The 24,315-nt window shown below is 63.7% G+C and carries 26 protein-coding genes; 11 read left to right on the top strand and 15 right to left on the bottom strand.

What is annotated here, in order from left to right:
* Positions 1-248 precede the first annotated feature (248 nt).
* Positions 249-2,420 carry a M3 family metallopeptidase gene (locus tag Q5Z11_RS11570; protein ID WP_303746560.1) on the bottom strand — a complete coding sequence of 724 codons (2,172 nt, stop codon included), beginning with the start codon at positions 2,418-2,420 and terminating at the stop codon, positions 249-251.
* Between the two features lie 153 nt (positions 2,421-2,573).
* On the opposite strand from Q5Z11_RS11570, the gene Q5Z11_RS11565 reads away from it, so the two are divergent.
* A complete protein-coding gene (locus Q5Z11_RS11565) occupies positions 2,574-3,053 on the top strand; it encodes a glutathione peroxidase (RefSeq protein WP_303746559.1) in 480 nt (159 codons plus the stop codon).
* A gap of 100 nt (positions 3,054-3,153) precedes the next feature.
* On the opposite strand, the gene Q5Z11_RS11560 is transcribed toward Q5Z11_RS11565, so the two are convergent.
* The 6 genes from Q5Z11_RS11560 to sigJ all read right to left on the bottom strand — a co-directional run bounded on the left by Q5Z11_RS11560 (position 3,154) and on the right by sigJ (position 8,630).
* Positions 3,154-3,942, bottom strand: coding sequence for a ferredoxin--NADP reductase (locus tag Q5Z11_RS11560; protein ID WP_303746558.1), 789 nt, complete (start codon positions 3,940-3,942; stop codon positions 3,154-3,156).
* Between the two features lie 195 nt (positions 3,943-4,137).
* Complete coding sequence (locus tag Q5Z11_RS11555; protein ID WP_303746557.1) at positions 4,138-5,997, bottom strand: ABC transporter ATP-binding protein; 1,860 nt, start codon at positions 5,995-5,997, stop codon at positions 4,138-4,140.
* 70 nt (positions 5,998-6,067) lie between these two features.
* Positions 6,068-6,385 (bottom strand): BON domain-containing protein, encoded by a 318-nt coding sequence (locus tag Q5Z11_RS11550; protein WP_303746556.1) that lies wholly within the window; start codon positions 6,383-6,385, stop codon positions 6,068-6,070.
* A 140-nt stretch (positions 6,386-6,525) separates the two neighbouring features.
* Complete coding sequence (locus Q5Z11_RS11545; RefSeq protein ID WP_303746555.1) at positions 6,526-7,170, bottom strand: trimeric intracellular cation channel family protein; 645 nt, start codon at positions 7,168-7,170, stop codon at positions 6,526-6,528.
* Between the two features lie 77 nt (positions 7,171-7,247).
* A complete protein-coding gene (locus Q5Z11_RS11540) occupies positions 7,248-7,697 on the bottom strand; it encodes a carboxymuconolactone decarboxylase family protein (protein ID WP_303746554.1) in 450 nt (149 codons plus the stop codon).
* A gap of 36 nt (positions 7,698-7,733) precedes the next feature.
* Positions 7,734-8,630 (bottom strand): RNA polymerase sigma factor SigJ, encoded by an 897-nt coding sequence (sigJ, locus tag Q5Z11_RS11535; protein ID WP_303746553.1) that lies wholly within the window; start codon positions 8,628-8,630, stop codon positions 7,734-7,736.
* 222 nt (positions 8,631-8,852) lie between these two features.
* Between sigJ and Q5Z11_RS11530 the strand changes: the two genes are divergently transcribed.
* From Q5Z11_RS11530 to Q5Z11_RS11520, 3 genes are all read left to right on the top strand, one after another.
* Positions 8,853-10,370, top strand: coding sequence for a fumarate hydratase (locus Q5Z11_RS11530; protein ID WP_282271569.1), 1,518 nt, complete (start codon positions 8,853-8,855; stop codon positions 10,368-10,370).
* A 74-nt stretch (positions 10,371-10,444) separates the two neighbouring features.
* On the top strand, positions 10,445-10,765 hold the full coding sequence (locus Q5Z11_RS11525; protein ID WP_303746552.1) for a hypothetical protein: 321 nt from the start codon (positions 10,445-10,447) through the stop codon (positions 10,763-10,765).
* A 320-nt stretch (positions 10,766-11,085) separates the two neighbouring features.
* The gene (locus Q5Z11_RS11520; RefSeq protein WP_303746551.1) at positions 11,086-11,721 is read left to right on the top strand and encodes a glutathione S-transferase family protein; all 636 of its coding nucleotides are present in this window, start codon (positions 11,086-11,088) and stop codon (positions 11,719-11,721) included.
* Positions 11,722-11,806: 85 nt separating this feature from the next.
* Here Q5Z11_RS11520 and Q5Z11_RS11515 read toward each other — a convergent pair whose 3' ends face one another.
* A complete protein-coding gene (locus Q5Z11_RS11515; RefSeq protein WP_303746550.1) occupies positions 11,807-12,916 on the bottom strand; it encodes a sterol desaturase family protein in 1,110 nt (369 codons plus the stop codon).
* Between the two features lie 179 nt (positions 12,917-13,095).
* Here Q5Z11_RS11515 and Q5Z11_RS11510 point away from each other — a divergent pair, with 179 nt between their 5' ends.
* Positions 13,096-13,629: a DsbA family protein gene (locus Q5Z11_RS11510; RefSeq protein ID WP_303746549.1), complete on the top strand. Its 534-nt coding sequence runs from the start codon at positions 13,096-13,098 to the stop codon at positions 13,627-13,629.
* 56 nt (positions 13,630-13,685) lie between these two features.
* Here Q5Z11_RS11510 and arsC read toward each other — a convergent pair whose 3' ends face one another.
* From arsC to Q5Z11_RS11495, 3 genes are all read right to left on the bottom strand, one after another.
* Positions 13,686-14,036: an arsenate reductase (glutaredoxin) gene (arsC, locus tag Q5Z11_RS11505; protein ID WP_303746548.1), complete on the bottom strand. Its 351-nt coding sequence runs from the start codon at positions 14,034-14,036 to the stop codon at positions 13,686-13,688.
* A 4-nt stretch (positions 14,037-14,040) separates the two neighbouring features.
* Complete coding sequence (locus Q5Z11_RS11500; RefSeq protein ID WP_405051590.1) at positions 14,041-15,189, bottom strand: phospholipase A; 1,149 nt, start codon at positions 15,187-15,189, stop codon at positions 14,041-14,043.
* A 114-nt stretch (positions 15,190-15,303) separates the two neighbouring features.
* Positions 15,304-15,789 carry a DUF456 domain-containing protein gene (locus Q5Z11_RS11495; RefSeq protein ID WP_303746546.1) on the bottom strand — a complete coding sequence of 162 codons (486 nt, stop codon included), beginning with the start codon at positions 15,787-15,789 and terminating at the stop codon, positions 15,304-15,306.
* Positions 15,790-16,022: 233 nt separating this feature from the next.
* On the opposite strand from Q5Z11_RS11495, the gene Q5Z11_RS11490 reads away from it, so the two are divergent.
* Positions 16,023-16,232 carry a cold-shock protein gene (locus tag Q5Z11_RS11490; protein WP_057631916.1) on the top strand — a complete coding sequence of 70 codons (210 nt, stop codon included), beginning with the start codon at positions 16,023-16,025 and terminating at the stop codon, positions 16,230-16,232.
* A 71-nt stretch (positions 16,233-16,303) separates the two neighbouring features.
* Here Q5Z11_RS11490 and Q5Z11_RS11485 read toward each other — a convergent pair whose 3' ends face one another.
* Together Q5Z11_RS11485 and Q5Z11_RS11480 are read right to left on the bottom strand one after the other, a co-directional pair.
* Positions 16,304-16,801, bottom strand: a complete 498-nt coding sequence (locus Q5Z11_RS11485; RefSeq protein WP_303746545.1) for a glycine zipper 2TM domain-containing protein — start codon at positions 16,799-16,801, stop codon at positions 16,304-16,306.
* Positions 16,802-16,912: 111 nt separating this feature from the next.
* Positions 16,913-17,350, bottom strand: a complete 438-nt coding sequence (locus Q5Z11_RS11480; RefSeq protein WP_303746544.1) for a cytochrome c — start codon at positions 17,348-17,350, stop codon at positions 16,913-16,915.
* 128 nt (positions 17,351-17,478) lie between these two features.
* Here Q5Z11_RS11480 and Q5Z11_RS11475 point away from each other — a divergent pair, with 128 nt between their 5' ends.
* Positions 17,479-18,270, top strand: a complete 792-nt coding sequence (locus Q5Z11_RS11475; protein ID WP_303746543.1) for a tRNA threonylcarbamoyladenosine dehydratase — start codon at positions 17,479-17,481, stop codon at positions 18,268-18,270.
* A 160-nt stretch (positions 18,271-18,430) separates the two neighbouring features.
* On the opposite strand, the gene Q5Z11_RS11470 is transcribed toward Q5Z11_RS11475, so the two are convergent.
* Both Q5Z11_RS11470 and Q5Z11_RS11465 read right to left on the bottom strand, forming a co-directional pair.
* The gene (locus tag Q5Z11_RS11470) at positions 18,431-19,192 is read right to left on the bottom strand and encodes a TatD family hydrolase (RefSeq protein WP_303746542.1); all 762 of its coding nucleotides are present in this window, start codon (positions 19,190-19,192) and stop codon (positions 18,431-18,433) included.
* A 3-nt stretch (positions 19,193-19,195) separates the two neighbouring features.
* Positions 19,196-19,417 carry a DUF6116 family protein gene (locus Q5Z11_RS11465; RefSeq protein WP_062166057.1) on the bottom strand — a complete coding sequence of 74 codons (222 nt, stop codon included), beginning with the start codon at positions 19,415-19,417 and terminating at the stop codon, positions 19,196-19,198.
* Between the two features lie 177 nt (positions 19,418-19,594).
* Between Q5Z11_RS11465 and Q5Z11_RS11460 the strand changes: the two genes are divergently transcribed.
* From Q5Z11_RS11460 to Q5Z11_RS11445, 4 genes are all read left to right on the top strand, one after another.
* Positions 19,595-20,428, top strand: a complete 834-nt coding sequence (locus Q5Z11_RS11460; protein WP_303746541.1) for a glycine zipper 2TM domain-containing protein — start codon at positions 19,595-19,597, stop codon at positions 20,426-20,428.
* 277 nt (positions 20,429-20,705) lie between these two features.
* Entirely contained in the window at positions 20,706-21,242 is a 537-nt protein-coding gene (locus Q5Z11_RS11455; protein ID WP_303746540.1) for a GNAT family N-acetyltransferase, read from the top strand.
* A gap of 94 nt (positions 21,243-21,336) precedes the next feature.
* Positions 21,337-21,960: a glutathione S-transferase family protein gene (locus Q5Z11_RS11450; RefSeq protein ID WP_303746539.1), complete on the top strand. Its 624-nt coding sequence runs from the start codon at positions 21,337-21,339 to the stop codon at positions 21,958-21,960.
* 58 nt (positions 21,961-22,018) lie between these two features.
* Positions 22,019-24,289, top strand: a complete 2,271-nt coding sequence (locus Q5Z11_RS11445) for a thiamine pyrophosphate-dependent enzyme (RefSeq protein WP_303746538.1) — start codon at positions 22,019-22,021, stop codon at positions 24,287-24,289.
* Positions 24,290-24,315 lie beyond the last annotated feature (26 nt).

Here is a 24,315-nt window from a genome sequence, read left to right as displayed (position 1 = left end):
CCTCCGGGCACCTTCTCCCGCTTGCGGGAGAAGGGAAAGCGGGATGCTGCTTGAGCTGAAGGCTCGCCGCGCAATGCATGCGCGCAAACAATGCATAAGACCCCCGCGGTGCCCGACCACTCCCTTCTCCCGCGTGCGGGAGAAGGTGCCCGGAGGGCGGATGAGGGTGGCTTTTGATCTACCGCACGAAGCAAAAGAAAACGCCCGGCAAAGCCGGGCGTTTTCATTCCAACAAAACCAGCGACTGCTTACTTGGCAGCAGCGCCGGTGGTCAAACCACGCTTCTCCAGCAGCGGCTCGATCTGCGGCTCGTGGCCGGCGAAGTTGCGGAACAGCTCCATCGCATCAACGCTGCCGCCCTTGGACAGCAGGGTCTTGCGGAAATGGTCGCCGTTGGCGCGCGACAGGCCGCCATTTTCGCGGAACCACTTCTGGGTATTGGCGTCCAGCACTTCCGACCAGATGTAGGCGTAGTAGCCAGCCGAGTAGCCGCCCATGATGTGGCTGAAGTACGGGGTCTTGTAGCGCGGCGGGACCGGCGCGTAATAGATGCCGTCCTTGACCAGCGCTTCATGCTCGAACTTCATCACGTCCTTCGGTGCCGGGATCTGACCAACACCGATCTGGTGCCAGTTCTGGTCCAGCATTGCTGCGCCCAGGTACTCGGTGGTGGCAAAGCCCTGGTTGAACTTGGACGCGGCGATCACCTTGTCCAGCAGCGCCTGCGGCATGGCCGAGCCGTTCTGGTAGTGCTTGGCGTAGTTGGCCAGGATGGTCGGCTCGTCGGACCACATCTCGTTGACCTGCGAGGGGAACTCGACGAAGTCACGCGGCACCGCGGTGCCGGCGAAGTACGGGTACTTCACGTCCGAGAACATGCCGTGCAGCGCATGGCCGAATTCGTGGAAGGTGGTGGTCACTTCGTCCCAGGTCAGCAGGGTCGGCTTGCCGGCCGGCGGCTTGGGGATGTTGAGGTGGTTGGCGACCACCGGCTTGTCGCCGGTCAGGCCCGACTGCGACACGTAGGCATTCATCCATGCACCGCCACGCTTGGACTCGCGTGCATACGGATCGAAGATGAAGATCGCCAGCTGGCTGCCGTCGGCGTCGAACACGTCATAGACGGTGACGTCCTCGTGGTAGACCGGCAGGTCGCTGCGCTGCTTGAAGCTCAGGCCGAATTCCTTGCCGGCGGCGAAGAACACGCCGTTCTCCAACACGTTCTTCAGCTCGAAGTAGGGCTTGAGCTGCGACTCGTCGAAGTTGTACTTGGCCTGGCGCACCTTCTCGCTGTAGAAGGCCCAGTCCCACGGCTGCAGCTCGAACGTCGGCTTGCCAGCGGCTTTCTGCTCGCTGTCGATCATCGCCTGCAGGTCGGCGGCTTCGCGCTTGGCGTTGGTGACGGCGGCCGGAGCCAGCTGGCCCAGCATCGCATTGACTGCTTCCGGGGTCTTGGCGGTCTGGTTGCCCAGCGAGTAGCTGGCGAAGTTCGGGAAGCCCATCAGTGCGGCCTTCTCTGCGCGCAGGGTCATGATGCGCGACACCAGCGCGGTGTTGTCGTACTCGCCACCCTTGCTGCCACGCGAGATCGAGGCTTCGTAGATCTTCTGGCGCAGCTCGCGGTTGGCCAGGTTGGTCAGCGGCGGCTGGCCAGTGGTGTTGAGCAGGGCGATGACATACTTGCCATCCAGCTTGCGGGCCTTGGCGGCTTCGGCGGCAGCAGCGATCTGCTCGGCCGACAGGCCGTCCAGCTGCTTGACGTCATCGACGACGATGAAAGAGGCGTTGACCTCGGCCAGCACGTTCTGGCTGAACTTGGTGCCCAGGTTGGCCAGCTCGGCGTTCATCGCCTTGAGCTTGGCCTTGTCGGCGTCGGACAGCTTGGCGCCGGAGCGGACGAAGTTGTCGTGGTACTTCTCGACCAGACGCAGGCTTTCCGCATCCAGGCCCAGCTTGGTGCGGTTGTTGTACAGGGTCTCGATACGCGAGAACAGCTTGCCGTTGAGGTTGATGGCATCGCTGTGCGCGGCGAACTTGGCCGAATAGTCGGCCTGCAGCTTCTTGCGCGCGTCGTTGGTGTCGGCGCCAATCAGCGCGAAGAACACGGTGGTGGCACGGTCGAGCACGGCGCCGCTGTTTTCCAGCGCGACCAGGGTGTTTTCAAAGGTGGGGGCGGCCGGGTTGTTGGCGATCGCTTCCACTTCCTGCAACTGCTGGGCCATGCCAGCGTCGAAGGCCGGTGCGAAGTCGGCATCCTTGATCTTGTCGAACTGCGGGTAGTGCAGCGGCAGCGGGCTTTCAGCGAAGAACGGATTGGCCTGCTGGGCTGACTGGGTGGTCGCAGTGGTTGCGACCTGGCTGTAGGCCGGCAGGGCAAGACCCAGGGTCGCGGCAAGGGCGAGGGCGAGACGGGTGTTCAAGGCGGAAACTCCGGTAAAAGACTGATCTTTCAGGGTACCTGCAGGCGCGCCCGTAGGGGTGTGTCGAATGGCAGGGTTGCGCTGAAAGGCCACATCTTGCATGCCGTTGGCGCCGTGATGGCGTACGCTGGCCGTCCTGTCAGGAGCCGCGCCATGCCCAATGCCTTTGATTTCGAGCTGACCGCCCTGGATGGCCGTCCGCTGCCGCTGGCCGCCTTTGATGGCAAGGTGCTGCTGATAGTGAACACAGCGTCCAAATGCGGCTTCACCCCGCAGTACGAGGGGCTGGAGCAGCTGTGGCAGGCGCTGGGCCCGCAGGGGCTGGTGGTGCTGGGCTGCCCCTGCGACCAGTTCGGTCACCAGGAGCCGGGCGATGCCGCCGCCATCCAGGACTTCTGCAGCATCAATTACGGGGTCAGTTTCCCGCTGTCGGCCAAACTCAAGGTCAACGGGGCCGACGCTGATCCGCTATGGCAGTGGCTGCAGCGGCAAAAGCGGGGCGCACTGGGCATTGCCGCGATCAAATGGAACTTCAGCAAGTTCCTGATCGGCCGCAACGGGCAGGTGCTTGCCCGCTACGCGCCGACCGCGCGCCCGGAGGCGCTGGAAGCGGATATCAAGGCGGCGCTGTAAGCGTCGTCGTGTGGGAGCGGCGTAAGCCGCGAAGCTCGCAGAACCGCCCAACTCGGCGGCAACGCCAGCTTCGCGGCTTGCGCCGCTCCCACAGATCTTCTTATTTCTCTACGAAAGCGCGCTCGAACACGTAGTGACCCGGGGTGCCGATGCGGGTGGAGACCTCAAAGCCACGTGCATCCAGCACGGTGCGCAGGTCGGCCAGCATCTGCGGGCTGCCGCAGATCATGAAGCGATCATTGGCCGGATCCAGCTGCGGCAGGCCAAGTGCTTCCTGCATCTGCCCGCTTTCCATCAGCGAGGTCAGGCGGCCCTGGTTGGGGAAGGGCTCGCGGGTAACCGCCGGGTAGTACAGCAACTTGTCGCGGACGATATCGCCGAGGATCTCGTCGTTCGGCAGCTCCTGCTCGAAGTACTCGCGGTAGGCGAGGTCCTTCTCGTAGCGCACACCGTGGCAGACGATCACCTTGTCGAAGCGCTCGTAGGTTTCCGGGTCCTTGACCACGCTCAACCAAGGCGCCAGGCCGGTGCCGGTGCCCAGCAGGTAGAGGTTCTTGCCAGGATGCAGATCGCTGATCAGCAGGGTGCCGGTGGGCTTCTTGCCGACCAGTACCTTGTCGCCGGGCTTGAGGTGCTGCAGGCGCGAGGTCAGCGCACCTTCCTGCACCTTGATGCTGAAGAAGTGCAGCTGCTCTTCCCAGTTGGCGCTGGCGATGGAGTAGGCACGCAACACCGGGCGGGCGCCTTCGTTTTCGTTTTCCAGCCCGATCATCACGAACTGGCCATTCTCGAAGCGGAAGCCGCTGTCGCGGGTGGTGGAGAAGCTGAAGTAGGCGTCCGTCCAGTGACGGACCTCAAGCACCGTTTCGGCGCCAAAAGCGGAAGACATGCCGTGATTCGTAGATTGGAGACCGGTCTATTCTAGCCGATTTCCCATAAATGGGAATGAATCTCATTTGACCGAAGTATGGGTAGTGCCGAGCCATGCTCGGCAAGGGCTTTACCGGTAGAGCCCCTGCCGAGCATGGCTCGGCACTACAGGTGGGCTCTCTGCCGAGCATGGCTCGGCACTACATGTGGTGGCTTACCTATAGCCCGCTGCCTGCAGCTCGAACAACTCCGCATAGCGCCCGCCTTCGATCATCAGTTCTTCGTGAGTGCCGCTGGCTTCGATGCGGCCGTCGGCCAACACCAGGATGCGGTCGGCCATGCGTACCGATGAGAACCGGTGCGAGATCAGCACCGCTGTGCGGTTGTCGGACAGCTCCTTGAAGCGCTGGAACACCTCGAACTCCGCCCGCGCATCCAGGGCTGCGGTCGGTTCGTCGAGGATCATCACCTGCGCGTCGCGCATATAGGCGCGGGCGATGGCGATCTTCTGCCACTGGCCGCCGGACAGGTCCACGCCGGTCTTGAAGCGGCGGCCGATCAGCTGGTCGTAGCCAGCGGGCAGGGCGTCGATCACTTCATCGGCCAGCGCGCGCCGCGCCGCGTTCTGTATGCGGTCCTTGTCGTACATCGACTCCACCAGACCGACGCCGATGTTCTCGCCGGCGGACAGGTGATAACGCACGAAATCCTGGAAGATCACGCCCATATTTGCGCGCAGGTCATCCAGGTCGTAATCGCGCAGGTCGCGGCCATCGAGCAGGATGCGGCCCTCGTCCGGGTCGTACAGGCGCGCCAGCAGTTTGACCAGTGTGGTCTTGCCGGCGCCGTTCTCGCCGACCAGGGCGATGACTTCACCCGCCTGCAGATGGAAACTGAGGTTGCGTACCGCCCAGCGCTCGGCATCGGGGTAACGGAAGCCAACGTTGTCGAACACGAAGCCTTCGCGGATCGGGCGCGGTATCGCCACTGCATCCGGGCGTGAGCGGATCTCCGGTTCGATGGCATAGAACGAGAACAGGTCATCCAGGTACAGCGCCTGCCCGGCGACCTGCGAGAAGCCGGTGAGCAGGCCTTCCAGCAACTGGCGCAGGCGCAGGAAACTGCCGGACAGGAAGGTCAGGTCGCCGATGCTGAAGTCGCCGCGGATGGTGCGCCAGGCGATGTACCCATAGGCAGCGTAATAGCCAAGCGTGCCCAGGGCGGCCAGCAGCGTGCCCCAGAAGGCGCGTTTGCGGGCCAGTGCGCGGTTGGCCTTGTAGAAGCGTTCGGCCAGCAGTTTGTAGCGGTCGATCAGGAAGCGGTTGAGGTTGAAGATCTTCACCTCCTTGGCCGTTTCCACGCTGGCGCCAACCTGGCGCAGGTAATCAAGCTGGCGGCGCTCGGGCGTCCAGCTGAAGTTGAGCGAATAGCCCAGGGTGTTGAAATGCGATTCGCCAATGAAGGCCGGGACCAGGGCAATTGCCAGCAGCACGATCAGCCACGGCGCATATACCACTAGGCCGGCGGCAAAACTTATGACGGTGATGGTGTCCTGCACCTGCCCGAACAGTTGGCTCATCAAACTCATGCGGCCCATGGTCTGGCGGCGTGCGCGGTCCAGCTTGTCCTGTAGGTCGGGGTCCTCGAAATCTTCCAGATCGAGTTCGGCGGCATGCTCCATCAACCGTACGCTGGTTGCATTGGTGAACAGCTCGGAGAGCAGTGAATCGGCGTAGCTGATCAGCCGGCCGAGCAGGTCCGAGCCGATCGCGATGGCCAATTCCAGCAACAGCAGTTCAAGCAGGGTGTTGAGATGACCGCTGGAGAACGCCTCTGCCAGTGGCGGCATCGGGCCTGCGCCGGCCAGGCGCACCGCTTCATCGATGATCAGCTTGCCCACATACAGCATCGCCACCGGCATCAAGGCGCGGACCAGGCGCAGGCCGAGGCTGGCGAGTGTCAGCCAACGGCTGGTCTGCCACACCTGCCGCAGGAAGGGCGGCAGGTTGCGCATCGCATCGACGCGCTCGCGGAAGCTGGGTTTCTTGGCGGGAGCGGGCTCGGGGTGTGGCATGTGTGGCTCAAGCGGCGAGGTGCGGGTTCAGGTTACCCGCAAATGCACTGGCCCCGGTGCATCAGTGGGCTCAACCGTCCTTGCCGAGGTCGATATCGCCCATTTGCGCATCGTCGCGACCATCTGGGTTGTCACGGACAGCCTCGCCGGCGGCACCGAACGAGCGTTTGCCACTGTCGACGTTGAGATGATTGATCACCTTGTGCACGCCTTCGATGGCCGCAACAACGGTCTCGACCTTGTGCTTCGCATCGGTGCTGGGTACATCGCCGGACAAGGTCACCTGACCGTCTTTGACCTGGGCCAGCACCTGCGACGTCTCGGATTGTTGGCCAAGGGTACGGACGACGTCATCGCCGATCAGGGTGTCGGAGCGTTCTGCGGACATGGTTGGGTCCTGTTGAAACGGGACTTCCAAGATGGCCGATGCAGTGTGAGTTTGGTGTTACCGGGGCTTCGCTCCCTCCCTTTGCCGCAGGCAAGGGGAGGGCCGGGGAGGGGTGCCTTGGCTTTGGTTCTTGCTCTACCTCAACTCCGCGGCCCTTCCGGCGGCGGGGGCTCCGATGACTGCAAGGCCACTGGCAGATGCCAACCAAAATGCATCGCCATCATCCGCAGGCCAAAACACAGTCCAGCACCTACCAGGGCGCACGGCAACGGCGGCAAGCCCAGCCAATAACCGACGGCGACCACGGCAGCACCGGCCAACGCCGCAACCGCATACAACTCGGCCTGCAAGACCAGCGGCACCTGTGCCAGCAGCACATCACGGGCAATGCCGCCGCCAATGCCAGTCAACATGCCCAAGGCAGCCGCCATCGGCGGGTCGATGCCATACGCCAGTGCCTTCTGCGTACCGGCCACGGCAAACAAAGCCAGCCCCATCGCATCGAACATCCGCACCGGGTACTGCATGCGCTCGATCAGCGGCGCCCAGAAGAAGGTGACGACGCCAGCGGCCAAGGTGATCGCCGGGTAGCGCCAGTCGCTGATGGCCGCCACGGGGGTAGCGCCGATCAGCAGGTCGCGGGTCATGCCGCCGGCCAGTGCCGCCGCGAACGACAGCACCAGCACGCCGAAGATATCCAGCCGTCGGCGCACACCCATCGTCGCCCCGGACAGGGCGAAGACGAAGGTGCCGATGAGGTCGAGGATCAGTACAAGGGTTCCCATGCGCCGTATTGTGCGGTGTGGCGCCGGCTGCGGCCATCAGTCCGGTCTGGATTGATGGCCTTGGGTTCGCCATTCGATCAGGGCAGCGGGGGCAGCAGGCTGGCGCCGAGTCGGTTCCAGGCGTTGATCACCGCCACGGCCATGCTCAGGTCGCTGATGCCCTTGTCGTCGAAATGCGGCCTCAACGCGTCGAAGGCGGTCTGCGAGGGCGCGCCATCCGGCAGCCGGGTCATCGCCTCGGCCCAGCCCAGGGCGGCGCGCTCGCGCTCATCGAAAAAGCGGCTTTCATGCCAGGCCGGCAGGGTGTCCAGCTTGCGTGGCTCGATGCCGGCCTTGCGCAGTGCGGTGGCATGCATGTCCATGCAGTAGCCGCAGCCGTTGATCTGCGATACGCGCAGGAACACCAGCTCCTGCAGTTCGTGGTCGATGGAGCTGTCATGCACGGCCTTGCTGGTGGCCAGCAGACCCTTGAAGGCATCGGCGGCAAGGCGGGTGTAGGGCACGCGTGGGAAGGTGGTAGCGGACATCAGGTTTCTCCAGACAGCCACGATGGCCGTCTTTCGTTACAAGGACGCAGCAGCGGCTTCGTGCGTGACAAGCGGGGGCAACTTTTCTGGATTGAGCACGCTGTAGAGGGCTGCGATGCGCCCATCCACCACTTCGATGGTGGTGAATGACGCCAACCTGCCTTCGGCGAAGCGCAGGATTGCCAGTTCGCCGTTGACGTAGCCAAGTTGGGCGGGCAGGGCAGCACCGCGGCGGGCGATGGCCCAGTACAGGCGGCCGATGCGCTCGGCGCCCCGCAGTGGGCGGATGGCAGCGGTGACGATGCCGCCACCGTCGGGGAACTGGGTGGCATTGGCATGCAGCAGGGCCTGGATGGCGGGGCTGTCGCCACGCTGGGCCGCGTCCATGAAGCGCTGCAGCAGCTGCCTATGCTGTGCCGGCGCCGGCTGGAAGCGTGGTGCACCTGCCTGCAGGCGCTGCTTGGCCCGACGCACCAGTTGCCGGCAGTTGGCCTCGCTGTGGCCAAGCAGGCTGCCGATCTGGCGGTAGTCGTGGTCGAAGGCTTCTTTCAGCAGGAAAGCGGCGCGCTCGTCCGGGCTCAGTTGCTCCAGCAGGGTCAGGAAGGCGACGGAGACTTCGTTGGCGACGGCGTGGATCTGTGCAGGATCGGATGCGGTGTCGGGCGGCAGTTCGACCTGCAATGGTTCCGGGAGCCACGGGCCGGGGTAGTGCTCGCGCTCACGCTTGGCCGCGCGCAGGCGGTCCAGGCTGAGTCGGGTGGTGGCGGTGACGAGCCAGGCCTCGGCGTCGCGGATGTCGGAGGTGTCGCTGCCCGCCCAGCGCAGCCAGGCGTCCTGCAACACGTCCTCGGCATCGGCGCGGCTGCCCAGCATGCGGTAGGCCAGTGCCAGCAGGCGCGGGCGATGGGTCTGGAAGGTGGTTTCGGGGTTCATACGGGCAGGACGGCGTGGGGCGGGCTGGCGTGACAGCGCCACTTTGCCTGAACAAGGTCCAGCTTTTGTGGGAGCGGCGTGAGCCGCGAAGCTGGAGATCTGTCCGTTCACCGGCTTCGCGGCTGACGCCGCTCCTACAACCAAGGGCGGGCGGCACTGCGCGGCTCCAAGGCGTAAAATGGTGGGCTGAACCCCCGCCAGCCTTCAGCAAGCGAGCAAGCCGTGACATCGATCAAGCAGGAAGACCTCATCCAGTCCGTCGCCGACGCACTGCAGTACATCTCGTACTACCACCCGGTCGACTACATCAAGAACCTCTCCGCTGCCTATGAGCGCGAAGAGTCGCCGGCGGCCAAAGAGGCCATCGCGCAAATCCTGATCAACTCGCGCATGTGCGCCGAAGGCCATCGGCCGATCTGCCAGGACACCGGCATCGTCACCGTGTTCCTGGAAATCGGCATGAACGTGCGCTGGGACGACGCCACCATGGGCGTCGAGGACATGGCCAATGAGGGCATCCGCCGCGCCTACGCCTACCCGGACAACAAGCTGCGCGCCTCGGTGCTGGCTGATCCGGCCGGCAAGCGCACCAATACCAAGGACAACACCCCGGGTGTGGTCAACGTCAAGGTCGTGCCGGGTAATACGGTCGATGTGATCGTCGCCGCCAAGGGTGGCGGTTCGGAGGCCAAGAGCAAGTTCGCCATGCTCAACCCGTCCGATTCCATCGTCGACTGGGTGCTCAAGACCGTGCCGACCATGGGCGCCGGCTGGTGCCCGCCGGGCATGCTCGGCATCGGCATCGGCGGCACCGCCGAGAAGGCGATGCTGCTGGCCAAGGAATCGCTGATGGAGCCGATCGACATCACCGATCTGCAGGCCCGTGGTGCTTCCAACCGTGCCGAGGAGCTGCGCCTGGAGCTGTACGAGAAGGTCAACGCACTCGGCATTGGCGCGCAGGGCCTGGGCGGCCTGACCACGGTGCTCGACATCAAGGTCAAGGATTTCCCGACCCACGCTGCCAACTTGCCGATCGCGATGATCCCGAACTGTGCGGCTACCCGCCATGCGCACTTCACCCTGGATGGCAGCGGCCCGGTGATGCTGGACCCGCCGTCGCTGGAAGACTGGCCGAAGCTGACCTACGACGCCTCCAAGGGCACCCGCGTCGATCTGGACAACATCACCCCGGAAGAAGTGGCTGCATGGAAGCCGGGCCAGACCTTGCTGCTCAATGGCAAGCTGCTGACTGGCCGCGACGCCGCGCACAAGCGCATGGTCGAGATGCTCAACAAGGGTGAGCAGCTGCCGGTGGACCTGAAGGGCCGCTTCATCTATTACGTCGGCCCGGTTGATCCGGTGCGTGACGAAGTGGTGGGCCCGGCCGGCCCGACCACCGCGACCCGCATGGACAAGTTCACCCGCCAGATCCTCGAGCAGACCGGCCTGCTGGGCATGGTCGGCAAGGCCGAGCGCGGCCCGGCGGCGATCGAGGCGATCCGTGACAACAAGTCGGCCTACCTGATGGCGGTCGGTGGTTCGGCCTATCTGGTGTCCAAGGCGATCAAGGCTTCCAAGGTGGTCGGCTTTGCTGACCTGGGCATGGAAGCCATCTACGAATTCACCGTGCAGGACATGCCGGTGACCGTGGCGGTCGACTCCACCGGCGAATCGGTGCACAAGACTGGTCCCCGCGAATGGCAGGCACGCATCGGCAAGATTCCGGTGATCGTCGAGTAATCGACACCTGTCACTGGTGATGCAATGACGGCCCGGGCTATGCTCGGGCCGTCGTCGTTTTCAAGGACTGTTCGATGCACCGGTTCCAATGGTTGTTTGCCTGTGTGGTGTTGTTGCTCGGAGCTTGTGCGAGTGATGGTGGAGGTTGGGGTAACGCGCCGCGCAATGACCCGGCAGCCTGCGTGAACTATTGCCAGAATGCCTATCAGCGCTGCAACGCCAACCCCAGCGGCTACGGTGATTGCGGCGATGCGAACCGCGGCAACCAGTGCGACAAGATCACCAATCCGGAGCTGCGCGGCGCCTGCCAGACCTCGCAGGCGTTCTGCCAGAACCGGTCTGCCGCCTCGGTGTGCGGAGAGCGCTTGAACAGCTGCATGAACAGCTGCAACTGAACCGACCGATAGCTTCAGCGAGCCTGTAGTGCCGAGCCATGCTCGGCAGAGGCTTTGCCGGGGAAGCATCAAATCATCAGCTTCGCGGCTTAGGCCGCTCCCACATTCCGTGGCTGATGGGGTGCAGGGAAATCCCCTGCCGAGCATGGCTCGGCACTACGCCCTCCCTTTGCCGTAGGCAAGGGGAGGGTTGGGGAGGGGGCATTTGGTTTTTGCTGTTGCTGTGGCGGTTGGTTCATCAACTTCGCGTCTTACGCCGCTCCTGCAAGTGCGGTGTCTGGCCTGGTTAGAATGTCTCTTTCCAGCCGGGGATTCCGCGCATGTCGGTTGTTTTGTATGGATCGCAAAGTACAGCGTCGTTGGTGGTGCATTGGTTGCTGATCGAGCTCGGCGTTGAGCATGAACTGCGCCAGCTCGACTTTGAACGCGGTGAGCAGAAGTCAGCGGAATTCCTGGCGATCAATCCGGCCGGTCGTGTGCCCGCGTTGATCATCGATGGTCAGGTGCTAACCGAGTCCGGTGCCATTGCCATGCAGCTGGCCGATCTGTATCCGCAGGCAGGGCTGGCGCCCGCACCGGGTACGGTTGCGCGCGGGGACTATTACCGCTGGATGTGCTTCTGCATCTACACCTTGATGCCCGCGTATCGTGGCTGGTTCTACCCGCAGGAGCCGGCCGGTGAGGCGAATGCAGACGAGGTGAAACTGCGCGCTCGCGCCCAGTTGGAAGCGGCCTGGCAGCAAGTGGCTGAGCACCTGGCCGCGCACGGGCCCTACATGCTGGATGAGCAGCTGAGTGTGGTTGATTTCATGCTGACCATGCTGATGCGCTGGAGCCGGAACATGCCGCGGCCTACCGATAGCTGGCCAGTGCTGGCAGCGCATGCTGCGCGGATGAAAGCGCGGCCAGCCTTCGCCGAGGTGTATCGGCGTGAGGGGATTGATGATTGGTGGTGAGTGGGCGGTGGTATGCAGGATGAAGCGTAGACATTTGTGGCTTCGCGGCTGACGCCGCTCCCACAAGAGCAAAAGCCTGGATCGCTCAATCCACGTGGTCCTCGAACTTGCGCCCGCCCTGGAACGGCATCAGGTGTTGCTTGATGATGCCGTTCGGTACTGTCTCCAGCTTCATCACGCCGTACTCCTGCGGCCATTGCGTCTGGTCGCGCGGCAGCTTGAAGGTGCCCATCAGCATGTCCACCAGCGGCAGGTGGATGGCGTAGTTGACGTCGATGTACTCCTGCTGACGGGCGTGGTGCCAATGGTGGTAGCGCGGTAATACCAGCAGGTACTCCAGCCAGCCGAAGCGGATGCCGAGATTGGCATGTGCCAGCACCGCCTGCAGGCCGACCAGGATCACGTAGGCATTCACTGCCGAGGTGGAGAAGCCGAGGATCAGCAATGGCAGCAGGACCGCACTGCGGGTCAGCACGATCTCGACGAAATGTACGCGTGAGCCGGCCAGCCAATCCATGTGCCGGCTGGAGTGGTGCACCGCGTGGAAGCGCCAGAGCCAGGGAATGTTGTGGTAGGCGCGGTGCAGCAACGCCTGCGCCATGTCGGCGACGAAGACTGCGATCAGGAACTGCGCCCACACCGGCAGTGACTGGATCGCCGCTTTCAACGACGGAAAGGCTGCCAGACCGGCAATCGTCGAGGTGGAAGCGGTCACCAGGATCAGGATGAACTGCACCAGTACATGGCTCATGAAGAAGTAGGCCACGTCGGTGCGCCAGCCCGGGCGCAGCGGCGACAGTTCGCGCTTGCCCAGGTAGCGTTCCAGCGGCACGAACACCAGCGCCGAGAAGAACAACGACAGCACGAACCAGTCCAGTCCCAGCGAGTAAGGCGTCTGGCCAATGGCGTCGAACTGCACATTGGTACCGCCGAGCAGCACCGCCAGGGTGGCCGTGCCTACGCCCAGGGTAGCGATGCGCTTGTTGCGATCACGCAGGATCGCAATGGTGCCCATGATGAAGGCGGCGGCCAGGCCAACCAGAAGCATATGGCGGGCAAACTGCTCGTTGTAGACCGCGCGGAACTCCCGGCTGGTCAGCAGTTCGGGAAAGTGGAAGCAGGCCACAGCCAACAGGCTCAGCACGCCGAGCAACGCAGAGCCATAGGCAAAGAATGAGCGGTGGGCACGGGCCATGTGGGGACTTCCTGTCTTCGGTCGGCCGATTCTGCCTGTGTCTGCTGAACGGGGGAAGTAGCGCGGCATTCCCAGGCAGCACAATTCACACCGGTTGAGCAGCGCTCCGGTTAGCGTTGCGGTAGTGGGCACGTGCCAGGCCTCGCGTTGGCATGCCAGCAATGATCTGGAGTAGGCGGATGAGCAGATTGAGTGTGCCGGTGAGTGCCAATGACCATATCCAGGGACGCCTGGATGCGGCGGTCGTGCTGGTGGAATACGCCGATTACCAATGCCCTTACTGCGGTGAGGCGTTCTCGCTGGTCAAGCGGCTGCAGCAGCGTTTTGGCGCCGAGCTCTGCCTGGTGTTCCGGAACTTCCCGTTGGTGCAGTCGCATCCACAGGCGCTACCGGCGGCAATCACTGCCGAGTTCGCCGCCGTGCACGGCAAGTTCTGGGAGGCGCACGATGCCTTGTTTCGTAGCCAGCAGCAGCTGGGCGAAGTGGTGTATCGCGAACTGATGCGCGAGCTGGGCTTGCCTGAAGAAGGTCTGGCTGCGGCGATGGATGACAGCGAGAAGCTGCAGCGTGTCCAGCGTGATGTGGAGAGCGGCCTGCGCAGCGGGGTAAACGGCACGCCGGCGTTCTTCATCAACGGCGAGCTGTTCCAGCCCCAGCACAGTTTTGAAGAGCTCTACGATGCCATCGTCCAGGCCAGCGCCAAGGCGCACTGAAACAGCATCGGCGCAGGCAGTGCCTGCGCCGACGGGTCTGTTTCAGCGCCGCAGGCTCAGCTGATCAAGCCCAGCACGGTTTCCGGTGGCCGGCACAGCGCGGTGCCCTTGGCGGTGCGCACGATGGGCCGGTTGATCAGCGCCGGGTGTGCGCTCATTGCTTCGATCAGTGCGGCCTCGTCATCGAGCTTGGCGGCCAGGCCCAGTTCGGCATAGGCGGCCTCCTTGCTGCGCAGCAGGTCGCGTGCGGGCATGCCCATCGCGGTGAGCAGGTCGCGCAGCTCGGCCTGCGAAGGTGGTGTGTCGAGGTAATTGATCACCTCGACCTCGACGCCTGACTCCTGCAGCAAGGCCAGTGCGCCGCGCGAATTGGAACAGCGGTTGTTATGCCAGATGGTCGCCTTCATGGTCTTAGAACCACTCAAGCAACGACACGCCGACACCGATGTAGGTGGCGCGGTGGTTGTAGTCGATCATGCTCTCGCCATAGCCATCAAACACCTGCACGTGGCCGCGCAGCAGGTTGTTGATCGGGAAGCCGTAATCCATCTGCAGCGAGCCGTGCGCGCGGGCACCGCTGCGCAGCGAGTGACGGCCGGTGATGGCCAGCTCGTGCCCGTTGCGGTTATAGACCAGCGTGGCGTCGCCGCGGCCCATGTAGTCCTCGATGTCCGGGTTGTTGTCATCGCGGCGGCCTTCCGGGATGCGGTACCAGGGGCGCAGCATGATGGCCCAGTTCTCGCGGTCCAGGCCGATGTTGGCCACCACCCGGTTCCAGCTGCGCGACAGTGGATCGCTGCGGCCATTGGACTGATGGTTGAGGCTGATGCCGGTCATGCGGCCGTTCCAGCCAAACAGCGAGTAGCCATTGCGGAAGGTCAGCATCACCTCCGGCTCGTAGTTGGTTTCACGGAACGGGCGTGACAGCTCGCTGTTGTAGGCCTGCCAGCGCGAGCTCTGGGTGTAACCGACCCAGATGTCGCCGTTGTCGCCGAACAGATTCTCGGTGACCTTGGTCTTGAAGCTGAGCTGGAATTTCAACTCGGTGCTGTCGAGCTCCTCGGCCTGGGTCACCGTGTTGTTCGGGTTGGGCGAGTGCGGCATCTCGTTGGGCTTGCTGCTCCAGAACGCGGGCAACAGGTAGACCGGCTTGTAGGCGCGCAGCTGGAACAGGCCCAGCTTGGAGTCCTTGGCCAGTTCCCAACGGCTGTCCAGCAGGGAGCCGCGTCCGGCATTGGCGGCAGCAGTCGCCAGCTCGTCGTGGGCGAACAGCTCGTTGCGGCGCGGCAGAGGCTCGTCCAGTTCCTTGGCGGTGGCCTTGGCTTCCTTGCGCGCCTGCTGGGCGGCAGCGGCGGCAGCGTCGGCGGCGCGGGTGTCAGTTGGATTGCGGCCGAGTGCGCTGTCATAGCAGGCCAGGCGGGCAGCATCCGTCTCCAGTGCGAAGCAGGCCTGCGGTGATGCCGGGGTGGTGATCGATTCCTGGGCGAGGACGGAGGTGCTGACGCCGCTCAGGGCGAGCAGCAGGGCATGGGGAAGGGCTCGGGTTTGCATGGGTTCCATCCGGTCGCTGTGGGGTGGCCGGGCCGGGGCGAACAGCAAGGCTCGCCCACCGCCATCAGTGGCTAGTCAGGGATTGTCGGCGATTCGCCTGTCGAGGGGGAGTCACGACGCGGTTCAGAAGAACCACGCCAGGGCGAATACGCCGACCATGGTGATGGCCAGGCCCAGCTTCAGGGCTACCCCAAGCACGATTCCCAGCCAGGTGCCGAGGCCGACCTTGGTGGCCTGCCCGAGCTGGCGGCCGTGCAGGTATTCGCCCCCCAGCGCGCCGATGAATGGGCCCACGAACAGGCCGATCGGCATGAAGAACAGCCCGACCACCGTGCCGATGGCCGAGCCGATCAGGGCCAGCTTGCTGGCGCCCACCTTCTTGGCCCCGGCGATGGTGGAGATCACATCGACGATTATCGAAATGACCGTGAGCACACCCAGTACCACCAGCGGCAACCGGCCGACCCGGTTGAAGCCATCCCCCCAGGCGGCCAGCAACAGACCGACGAAAACCAGCGGAACCCCCGGGAGTGCAGGCAGGATGATGCCGGCTATGCCAACCAGAACCAGCAGGGCGCCGACCAGATAGAAGATGAATGAATAGTCCATGTGTGTTCTGAAGGGGGTCCAATAGGGGTTGACTTTAACCTGCTGCGCGGTGTTGCAATTTGGTTTGACCCGGGTTAAGTTGCAGCCGCTGAGCTTGGCAAGGTCACCGTGAATCGTGGCCTGATGGGTAGATCGAAGGATTTGCTACATCGCTGCACCTCGCTTCCTCCTTGCAACCAGCCGCCTCACCGGGCGTATCCATCAAACAAGAGCGTTACAAGGAGTTAGTCGAAATGTCTGATCGTGAAACCGGTACCGTCAAGTGGTTCAACGACGCCAAGGGCTTTGGCTTCATCAGCCGCGAAAGTGGTGAGGACGTGTTCGTGCACTTCCGCGCCATCCAGTCCGATGGCTTCAAGAGTTTGAAGGAAGGCCAGCAGGTCACCTTCACCGTCGTGCAGGGCCAGAAGGGCCTGCAGGCTGACGCCGTACAACCGGTCTGATCCGGCCGGCAGTCCAGTCAAGAAAAGGCCCGCGCAAGCGGGCCTTTTCCTTCAGTGCTGGTATTGCGGGCTTAGCGGATGACCACGCGGCCGTTGACCACGCGCACATAGGTGTTCTCGCGGATGCCGGCCAGATCCTTCTGGTTGACCACGATCACGCGGCCATCGTCCATGCGCACCTGGATGTCATACGAGTTGCCGGTGACGTTCTGCTGGATCTTGTTGCCGGCCATCGCGCCGCCTACGGCACCTGCCACGGCGGCGATGTTCTGGTTGCCCTTGCTGCCGCCAGTCTTGTCTGAGATCTCATGGCCGGCGACAGCGCCGACGATGCCGCCGAGAATCGCGCCGGTAGCGCTCGGTGCGGTGCGGCCGGAGGCAACGGTATCGATGCGGGTGACGATGCCGCAATCGGTGCAGCGGTTCTGGTTGTAGCCGCCGTTGTTGCCGTAGTTGCCACCATTGTTGTAGCCGCCGTTGTTGTACCCACCGCCGTAACCGGGGGAAGTGGCGCAACCGGCCAGCGCCAGACTGGCAATTGCGCCTGCAGCGATCAGTTGGATCTTCATGATGTTTCTCCTTGCCAGATTGGAAGTGGGTACTACTGAGTGACCCGCGGCGAAGATCCTGCGGTTTTGCATGTGAATGGAGGGCCAATCACAGGTGAAAACGCAGTCTGCTTACTTGAAGTCCTGATGGCACGACTTGCAGTCGCTGCCGATTTTTTGCACTGCAGCAGCGAGTGTTGCGCAATCTGCCGGTGGTTTGGCCAGCGCATCATTCAATGTGGCGCGGTAGCGGCTGGCATGTTGCTGGAAGCGTTCGTCATCGCGCAGGCCCGGGAATGCGGTCTCCAGGTCGTTGGCCAGGGCGCGCAAGGTCTGCAGGCGCGGCGTGGTGTCGTTGATGCTGCAGCGGTTCTGTTTCTGGCTCTCGCCCAATAGCTGGGTCTGCTTGGCCATGACCGTCATCAGGCTGTCCGGGAAATGATCCTGGCGGGCCTGGATGGCGCGCATCCCCATCACGGTGGCAATCACCCCGATCAACAGGCCGGCGAGCAGCACGAACAGGTAGCGCGAGGCTTTGGACGGAGGGCGGGTGGTTGCGGGGTCGGACATTGCGTTGGCTCCAGGCTAATGGCAACGAGTGGGGACTTCCGTCGATTATGCAGCGGTACAGGCGAAGCCCGCGTCATTGTGCTTGCGGCCGGCTCGCCGCAGGTCGGGGCAGGCCGTAAAATGCGTGGATGAAAGAAGAACTGCGTGAGCGCTTTGCCGGTATCGACCGGCTGTACGGGGCCGGTACCATCACCCACCTGAGTGGTTGCAAGGTCGCCGTGGTCGGCATGGGTGGGGTTGGCTCGTGGATCGTGGAAGCGCTGGTGCGCTCTGCCGTTGGCCACCTGAGCCTGATCGATGCTGACGATATCTGCGTATCCAATACCAATCGCCAGCTGCCGGCGATGGCCGGGCAGTACGGTCGCAACAAAGCCGTGGCGATGGCTGAGCGCTGCCGCGCGATCAATCCGGACGTCCAGGTCGAGGCGGTGGAGTCGTTCCTGACCCCGGCCAACATGGCCGAGCTGCTGGACCGTGGTTTTGACCTGGTGATCGACGCCTGCGACAGCTTCCGGGTCAAGGTGGAAACCATCGCCTGGTGCCGCCGCCGCAAGCTGCCGATGCTCACCATCGGCGCGGCTGGCGGACGTACCGATCCGACCCTGGTGCGGGTGCGCGACGTGTCGCGTACCGAACACGACGCGATGATGGCGCTGATCCGCAAGAAGCTGCGCAGCGAGTTCAACTTCCCCAAGAGCGCAAAGCGCTACTTTGGCGTGCCGGCAGTGTACTCGCTGGAAAACGTGAAATACCCGCAGGCCGACGGCAGCGTCTGCGGCATCCGCCCGAACCTTGGCCTGGACGAAGCGTTGAATCTGGATTGCGGCGGTGGCTTGGGCGCGGCAACCCACATCACCGGTGCATTTGCATTCGTGGCAGTGGGCAAGGCGCTGGAAATGCTGCTGAAGAACCGCGCGTAAAGGCGAGCGGACTTGTGGGAGCGGCGTTGGTTTGTAGGAGCGGCGTAAGCCGCGAAGCTGAGCATCTCTCCGAGCCAGCGTAGGCACGCAATCCAAGATTGCAGTGATTCCGGAATCTCTGGCGGCGGGGGCGGTACGAGCTTCGCGGCTTACGCCGCTCCTACAAATTGAACAACCGCTTTGCATTGGCCGTGGTCTGCGCTGCGATATCCGCCGCAGGGTGTTGCCGCAGCTCAGCGACGGTGTCGAGGATCTGCCGCAATCGCGATGGCTCGTTGCGTTGGCCGCGGATGCCGGCATCCGGCTGATCCGGGGCATCGGTTTCCAATAGCAGGAACTCCAAGGGCATCTGCGTCACCAGGCCGCGCAACCGGTTGGCGCGCGTATAGGTGATGGGACCGCCCAAGCCGATCATGAAGCCCATATCCCATAGCTGCCTGGCCTGCTCTGGACTGCCGGAAAAACTGTGCACCACGCCACTGAGTCCGCCAACCCGGCGGATGCGCAGGATCACTTCATCCAGGGCGCGGCGCGCATGCACGATCAGCGGTAGCTGGAAGTCCCGCGCGACCTCAAGCTGGCCCTGGAAGTACATGCGCTGTGCTGCCGGGTCGAGATCGCCGACAAAGAAATCCAGCCCGCATTCGCCAATGGCGCAGGGCTTTTCGCGTTCCACCCAATCTCGCAGTTGCTGCAGATGCTCGGGACGGTGCTCGACCAGGAACATGGGATGCAGGCCGTAAGCCGGATGCAGCCCGGTGTCTGCAGCGCACACGTCGCGTAACTTGGGCCAACTGGCAGCGGTCACCGCCGGCACGATCTGCATGCCCACGCCAGCAGCGCCGGCGCGGGCGATCACCGCCTCACGGTCGGCGTCGAATTCAGCTGCATCCAGGTGGCAGTGGCTGTCTACCAGCTGCACGGCTCAGCGCTTGCCCGGCAGGATCGGCGGCTCGGCCGGATCCTTGCGTCGCTTCCAGTTGGCCAGCAACAGGGTGCTCAGGCCAAACAGGATCTCGTCGACAAACGGAATCGGGTCGGGCAGCAGCATGCTGATGACGAACAGCGCACCGGTCAGCTTGAACAGGGTGGGGTAGCGCAGCTTGCGTGCCCATTCCAGAAACGGCGACAACATCATGCTCGACATGGCGTATCCAGATGAAGGGAGATTCAGGCTGCCCCGTGGGATCGGGGCTGGCAGGCTGAATATTGCGACGAGTTGAATGATTTCGATAGGGATGTGACAGAAATACCGGGCTTTGTTCAGCTAGCTCGTGCTGGAATTCACCCAAGACAAACGCGGGCAGCCGCACGGAGACAGATCATGAAGAGCACAACCACGACCGTTTTGGTTGCCGCCGGCGCGTTGCTGGTAGGTGGCATCGCCACTGCCGCCTTCATGCAGGGCCGCGACAAGGCCAGCACCGCACCGTTGGTGGAAGGTGCGCGCCCGGTATTGGACAGCTCGCCACTGGTGGACGATGCGGCCGTTACCGGCAAGGTGGAAACCCCGGCCGAGCCGCAGCTGCAGTACGCCGACGTGCTCAAGGTAGCCCCGGTGACGCAGAAGGAGCGCGTCTACGGCACTGTCACCGGCAGTGACCCGATCCGCGAAACCTCCACCACCAGCACCCCGCATGAAGTCTGCGAGGACGTTGTGGTGCAGGAGCGCCTGCCCGAGCGTGATGGCAATGTGGGTGGCACCGTGGCCGGTGCCCTGATCGGTGGCCTGCTGGGCAACCAGGTCGGCGGCGGCAATGGCAAGAAGGCCGCCACTGCAGCCGGTGCCGTCGCCGGTGGCGTGATCGGTAACCAGGTCGACAAGCGCCATGTGGGTGGCCGTGTGGTCAACCGCACCGAGCGCCAGTGCCATACCGAACAGCGCACTGCCGAATCCAGTCGCATCACAGGTTACAACGTCACCTACCGCAAGCCTGATGGCAGCACCGGCACGATGCGAATGGACAGCCGTCCGGGCGAGCGTGTGTCGCTGGGTAATGCCAACCAGACCATCGGTTACGACGTGACCTACCGTTACGACGGTGCGGAGAAGACCGTGCGCATGCAGGACAAGCCGGCCAGTGACCGCCTGCCGGTCATCGACGGCCAGCTGGTGACGCAGACCGCGGCGATGGCACCGGCTGCGAACCGTCAGTAAGCAGCGCCAGCCGTAAGCCGACTGCTTCAGTAAGCGAGTCACCCGGAATCCGATGTCAGACCTCTGGCATCGGATTTTTGTTTTTGTAGGCGCGGCGTGAGCCGCGAAGCCCACACGCTATCGGGTGGCTCGAATACATCTTCAGGTAGCGAACACTGTCAGCTTCGCGGCTTACGCCGCTCCCACAAGTAGTTACCGGCCGGGTATCACCGATTTGACCGGTTCGGGTGGCCGGCGCAAGCTCGTCGTCCTTGTTTGTCTGCACACAGGAACCGCGATGAGTGTTTTCGACCTGCGATTGGAAACCGAGCGCCTACTGCTGCGGCCACCGGCTGCCGAAGACTTCGAGGCCTTCTCTGCGTTCTGCGCCGATCCCCAGACCATGCAGCATCTCGGCGGCGTGCAACCGCCTTCGGTCGCCTGGCGCAGCCTGGCTGCGCTGACCGGGAGTTGGCAGTTGCTGGGCTACTCCATGTTCTCGGTGATCGAGAAAAGCAGCGGGCGCTGGATTGGCCGGATCGGGCCGTGGCAGCCGCATGGCTGGCCGGGCACGGAAGTAGGTTGGGGTATTGCTTCCGAGTTCTGGGGCCGTGGCTACGCACCGGAGGCGGCGCGGGCGAGCATCGACTGGGCCTTCGATACGCTGGCTTGGCAGGAAGTGATCCATACCATCGTGCCCGCCAATACCAGCTCGGTGGCGGTGGCGCGCAAGTTGGGCTCCACCTTGCTGCGGCAAGCGCGATTGCCGGCGCCGGCCGATATCGAGGTGGATGTGTGGGGGCAATCCAGGCACGCATGGATGACGCGTCGCTGACAGTTTTTTTGCTGCGGTCGCAGCTTTACCGCAGCCCCCTTGATCCGTTCAGATGGATACTGTCGTCTGCCAATCAGCAGCGGGGAGTGGATCAGTGAGTGTTTCGGGTGCAGGGTTGCGGGTGTATGGCATGTCCACCTCGGGCAACTGCCACAAAGTGAGGTTGCTGCTGGAGCAGTTGGGCACGCGCTACGACTGGGTTGAGGTGAACAGCGCCGAGGGCCAGACCCGCACGCCGGAATTCCTCGCCCTCAATCCCAACGGAAAAGTCCCGCTGGTGCAGCGCGCCGATGGCCGCGTGCTGGTCGAATCCAATGCCATCCTGTTCTGGTTGGCCGAAGGCACCCCCTACCTGCCCAGCGACGGCTGGCAGCGGGCCCAGGCACTGTCCTGGATGTTCTTCGAGCAGTACAGCCACGAGCCCTACATCGCCGTTGCGCGCTTCATCAGCATCTGGACGCCGGCCGATTCACCGCGTCGCGCTGAGCTGCCGCGGCTGCGCGAGCGCGGCCATGAGGCCCTGGCGGTGATGGAGCGGCACCTTCAGAACAACGCATGGTTCACCGGTGCTGACTACGGTGTGGCCGATATCGCCCTGTTTGCCTATACCGCTGTCGCCGAAGACGGCGGCATTGGCCTGTCCTCCTACCCAGCGATCCAGCGCTGGCTGCAGGCCGTGCAGGCCCAGCCCGGCTTCATGCCGATACTCGCGGGTTGAACCTTCGCATCGATGCTTGATTCCGTCGTCTCACCAGTTTTCTGTGGAGCCTGTCTGCATGTTTGCTCGTGTACCGAATCCCATCCCGGCCCGCATGAAAGGGCTGAACCGCGCTGAGATCTGCGATACCAACTTCACCGAATTCGTCGGCGCACTGCCGCCAGGCCCGGACCATGGACCACAACCTGCAGCGCCGGTGTTGCCCGGTAGTGCTTTGGATGCCCAAGGCTTCCGCGAGTTGTTCGAGTCGCAGTTGATCAGCCGCCATCTGGACCTGATGGCGCGCGTGTTGCGTGTACAGAACAAGGTCTTCTACACGATCGGCTCCTCCGGCCACGAAGGCAATGCCATGGTGGCCCGTGCTGCCCGGCATACCGATCCGGCTTTCCTGCACTACCGCTCCGGCGGCTTCATGGCCGAGCGCTTCCGCAAGCTGCCGGGCATGGACCCGGTGATGGACTCGGCGCTGTCCTTCGCGGCCAGCAAGGACGACCCGGCCAGCGGCGGCCGCCACAAGGTGTGGGGCAGCAAGCCTTTGTGGGTGCTGCCACAGACCTCGACCATCGCTTCGCACCTGCCCAAGGCCTTGGGCACGGCGATGGCGATCGAGGCGGGCAAGCGGCTGGGGCATGGGCTGCCGATTCCCGATGACAGCATCACCATCTGCTCGTTCGGCGATGCCTCGGCAAACCACGCCACCGCGCAGACCGCGTTCAATGCAGCCGCCTGGAGCAGCTTCCAGAAGCTGCCCGCTCCGGTACTGTTCGTCTGCGAAGACAATGGCATCGGTATCTCGGTGAAGACGCCGGAAGGCTGGATCGCCGAGAGCTTCCGCCATCGGCCCGGGCTGGACTACTTCCATGCTGACGGTCTGGATCTGGTCAACGGTTATGCCGACGTGCAGCGCGCAGTCGAGCATTGCCGGCGCACGCGGCGGCCGACCTTCCTGCACCTGCGCACCACGCGGCTGATGGGCCATGCCGGTACCGATTTCGAGATCGAATGGCGCGCACTCGAGGAGTTGTGTGCGGTCGAAGCAGGCGATCCGTTGCTGCGTTCGGCACAGGTTGCGGTGGAGTCCGGGCTGATGGACAAGGCCGAAGTGCTGGCCTTGTACGAACACACCCGCCAGCGCTGCTTTGCCGCCGCCGAAGACGCCGACAAACGCCCACGCCTGACCGCGCTGCAGGATGTGATCGCGCCGCTGGCGCCGTATACGCCGGACAAGGTGCAGGCCGAGGCGGCGCGCGCCGATTACAGCGAACGACGCCTGCAGGTATTCGGCAGTGAGGCTGGTTTGCCGGAGAACCAGCCGGCCAAGCATCTGGCGGTGCAGATCAACCAGGCGCTTCACGACCTGTTCGCCAAGTACCCCGAGACCTTGCTGTTCGGTGAGGACGTGGCGCAGAAGGGCGGGGTCTACACCGTCACCAAGGGTTTGCAGAAGGCATTTGGTCCGCGTCGTGTGTTCAATACCCTGCTCGACGAAACCATGATCCTGGGCATGGCCCAGGGCTTCGCCAACATGGGCATGCTGCCGCTGCCGGAGATCCAGTACCTGGCCTATCTGCATAACGCGGCCGATCAGGTTCGCGGTGAGGCCTGTTCACTGCAGTTCTTCTCCAATGACCAGTACCGCAACCCGATGCTGATCCGCATCGCTGGGCTGGGCTATCAGAGGGGCTTTGGTGGGCACTTCCACAACGACAACTCGATCGCTGCCATCCGCGATATCCCGGGTCTGGTGGTTGGTTGCCCATCGCGCGGCGATGATGCCGCGGCGATGCTGCGTACGCTTGCTGCGCTGGCCAAAGTGGACGGGCGGGTCTGCGTATTCCTGGAGCCGATCGCGCTGTACATGACCAAGGATCTGCATGCCGCAGGTGATGGCCAATGGCTGTTCCCGTATCCGGCGCCGGATCAGGCGCTGACGCTGGGCGAGGGCAGGGTTTACGGCGAAGGCAATGATGATCTGTTGATCATCAGCTACGGCAATGGCGTGCCGATGGCGCTGCGTGCTGCCAGGACCATCGAGCAGCAGCATGGCTGGAAGGTACGGGTGGTGGATCTGCGCTGGCTGGTGCCGCTCAATGCCGGCTATATCGCCGGGCAGGCCAAGGGTGCCAAGCGCATCATCGTGCTCGACGAAGGCCGGCAGAGTGCAGGTGTCGGCGAGGGCGTGATCACCGCCCTGGTCGAGGCCGGCCATGGGCAGGTGCCGCTGCGTCGGGTGACCGGTGTGGATACCTATACGCCGCTGGCTGGTGCGGCACTGTTGGTGTTGCCGGGTGATGCGGATGTGGTGGCTGCTGCGGCGGAGTTGGTGTGAGCCGCTAGCGCCGCCTTGTAGGAGCG

It is taken from the genome of Stenotrophomonas sp. 610A2 (genome assembly GCF_030549615.1).
Lineage (GTDB): Bacteria > Pseudomonadota > Gammaproteobacteria > Xanthomonadales > Xanthomonadaceae > Stenotrophomonas > Stenotrophomonas pigmentata.
This window is presented reverse-complemented; position numbering and strand designations above follow the sequence as displayed.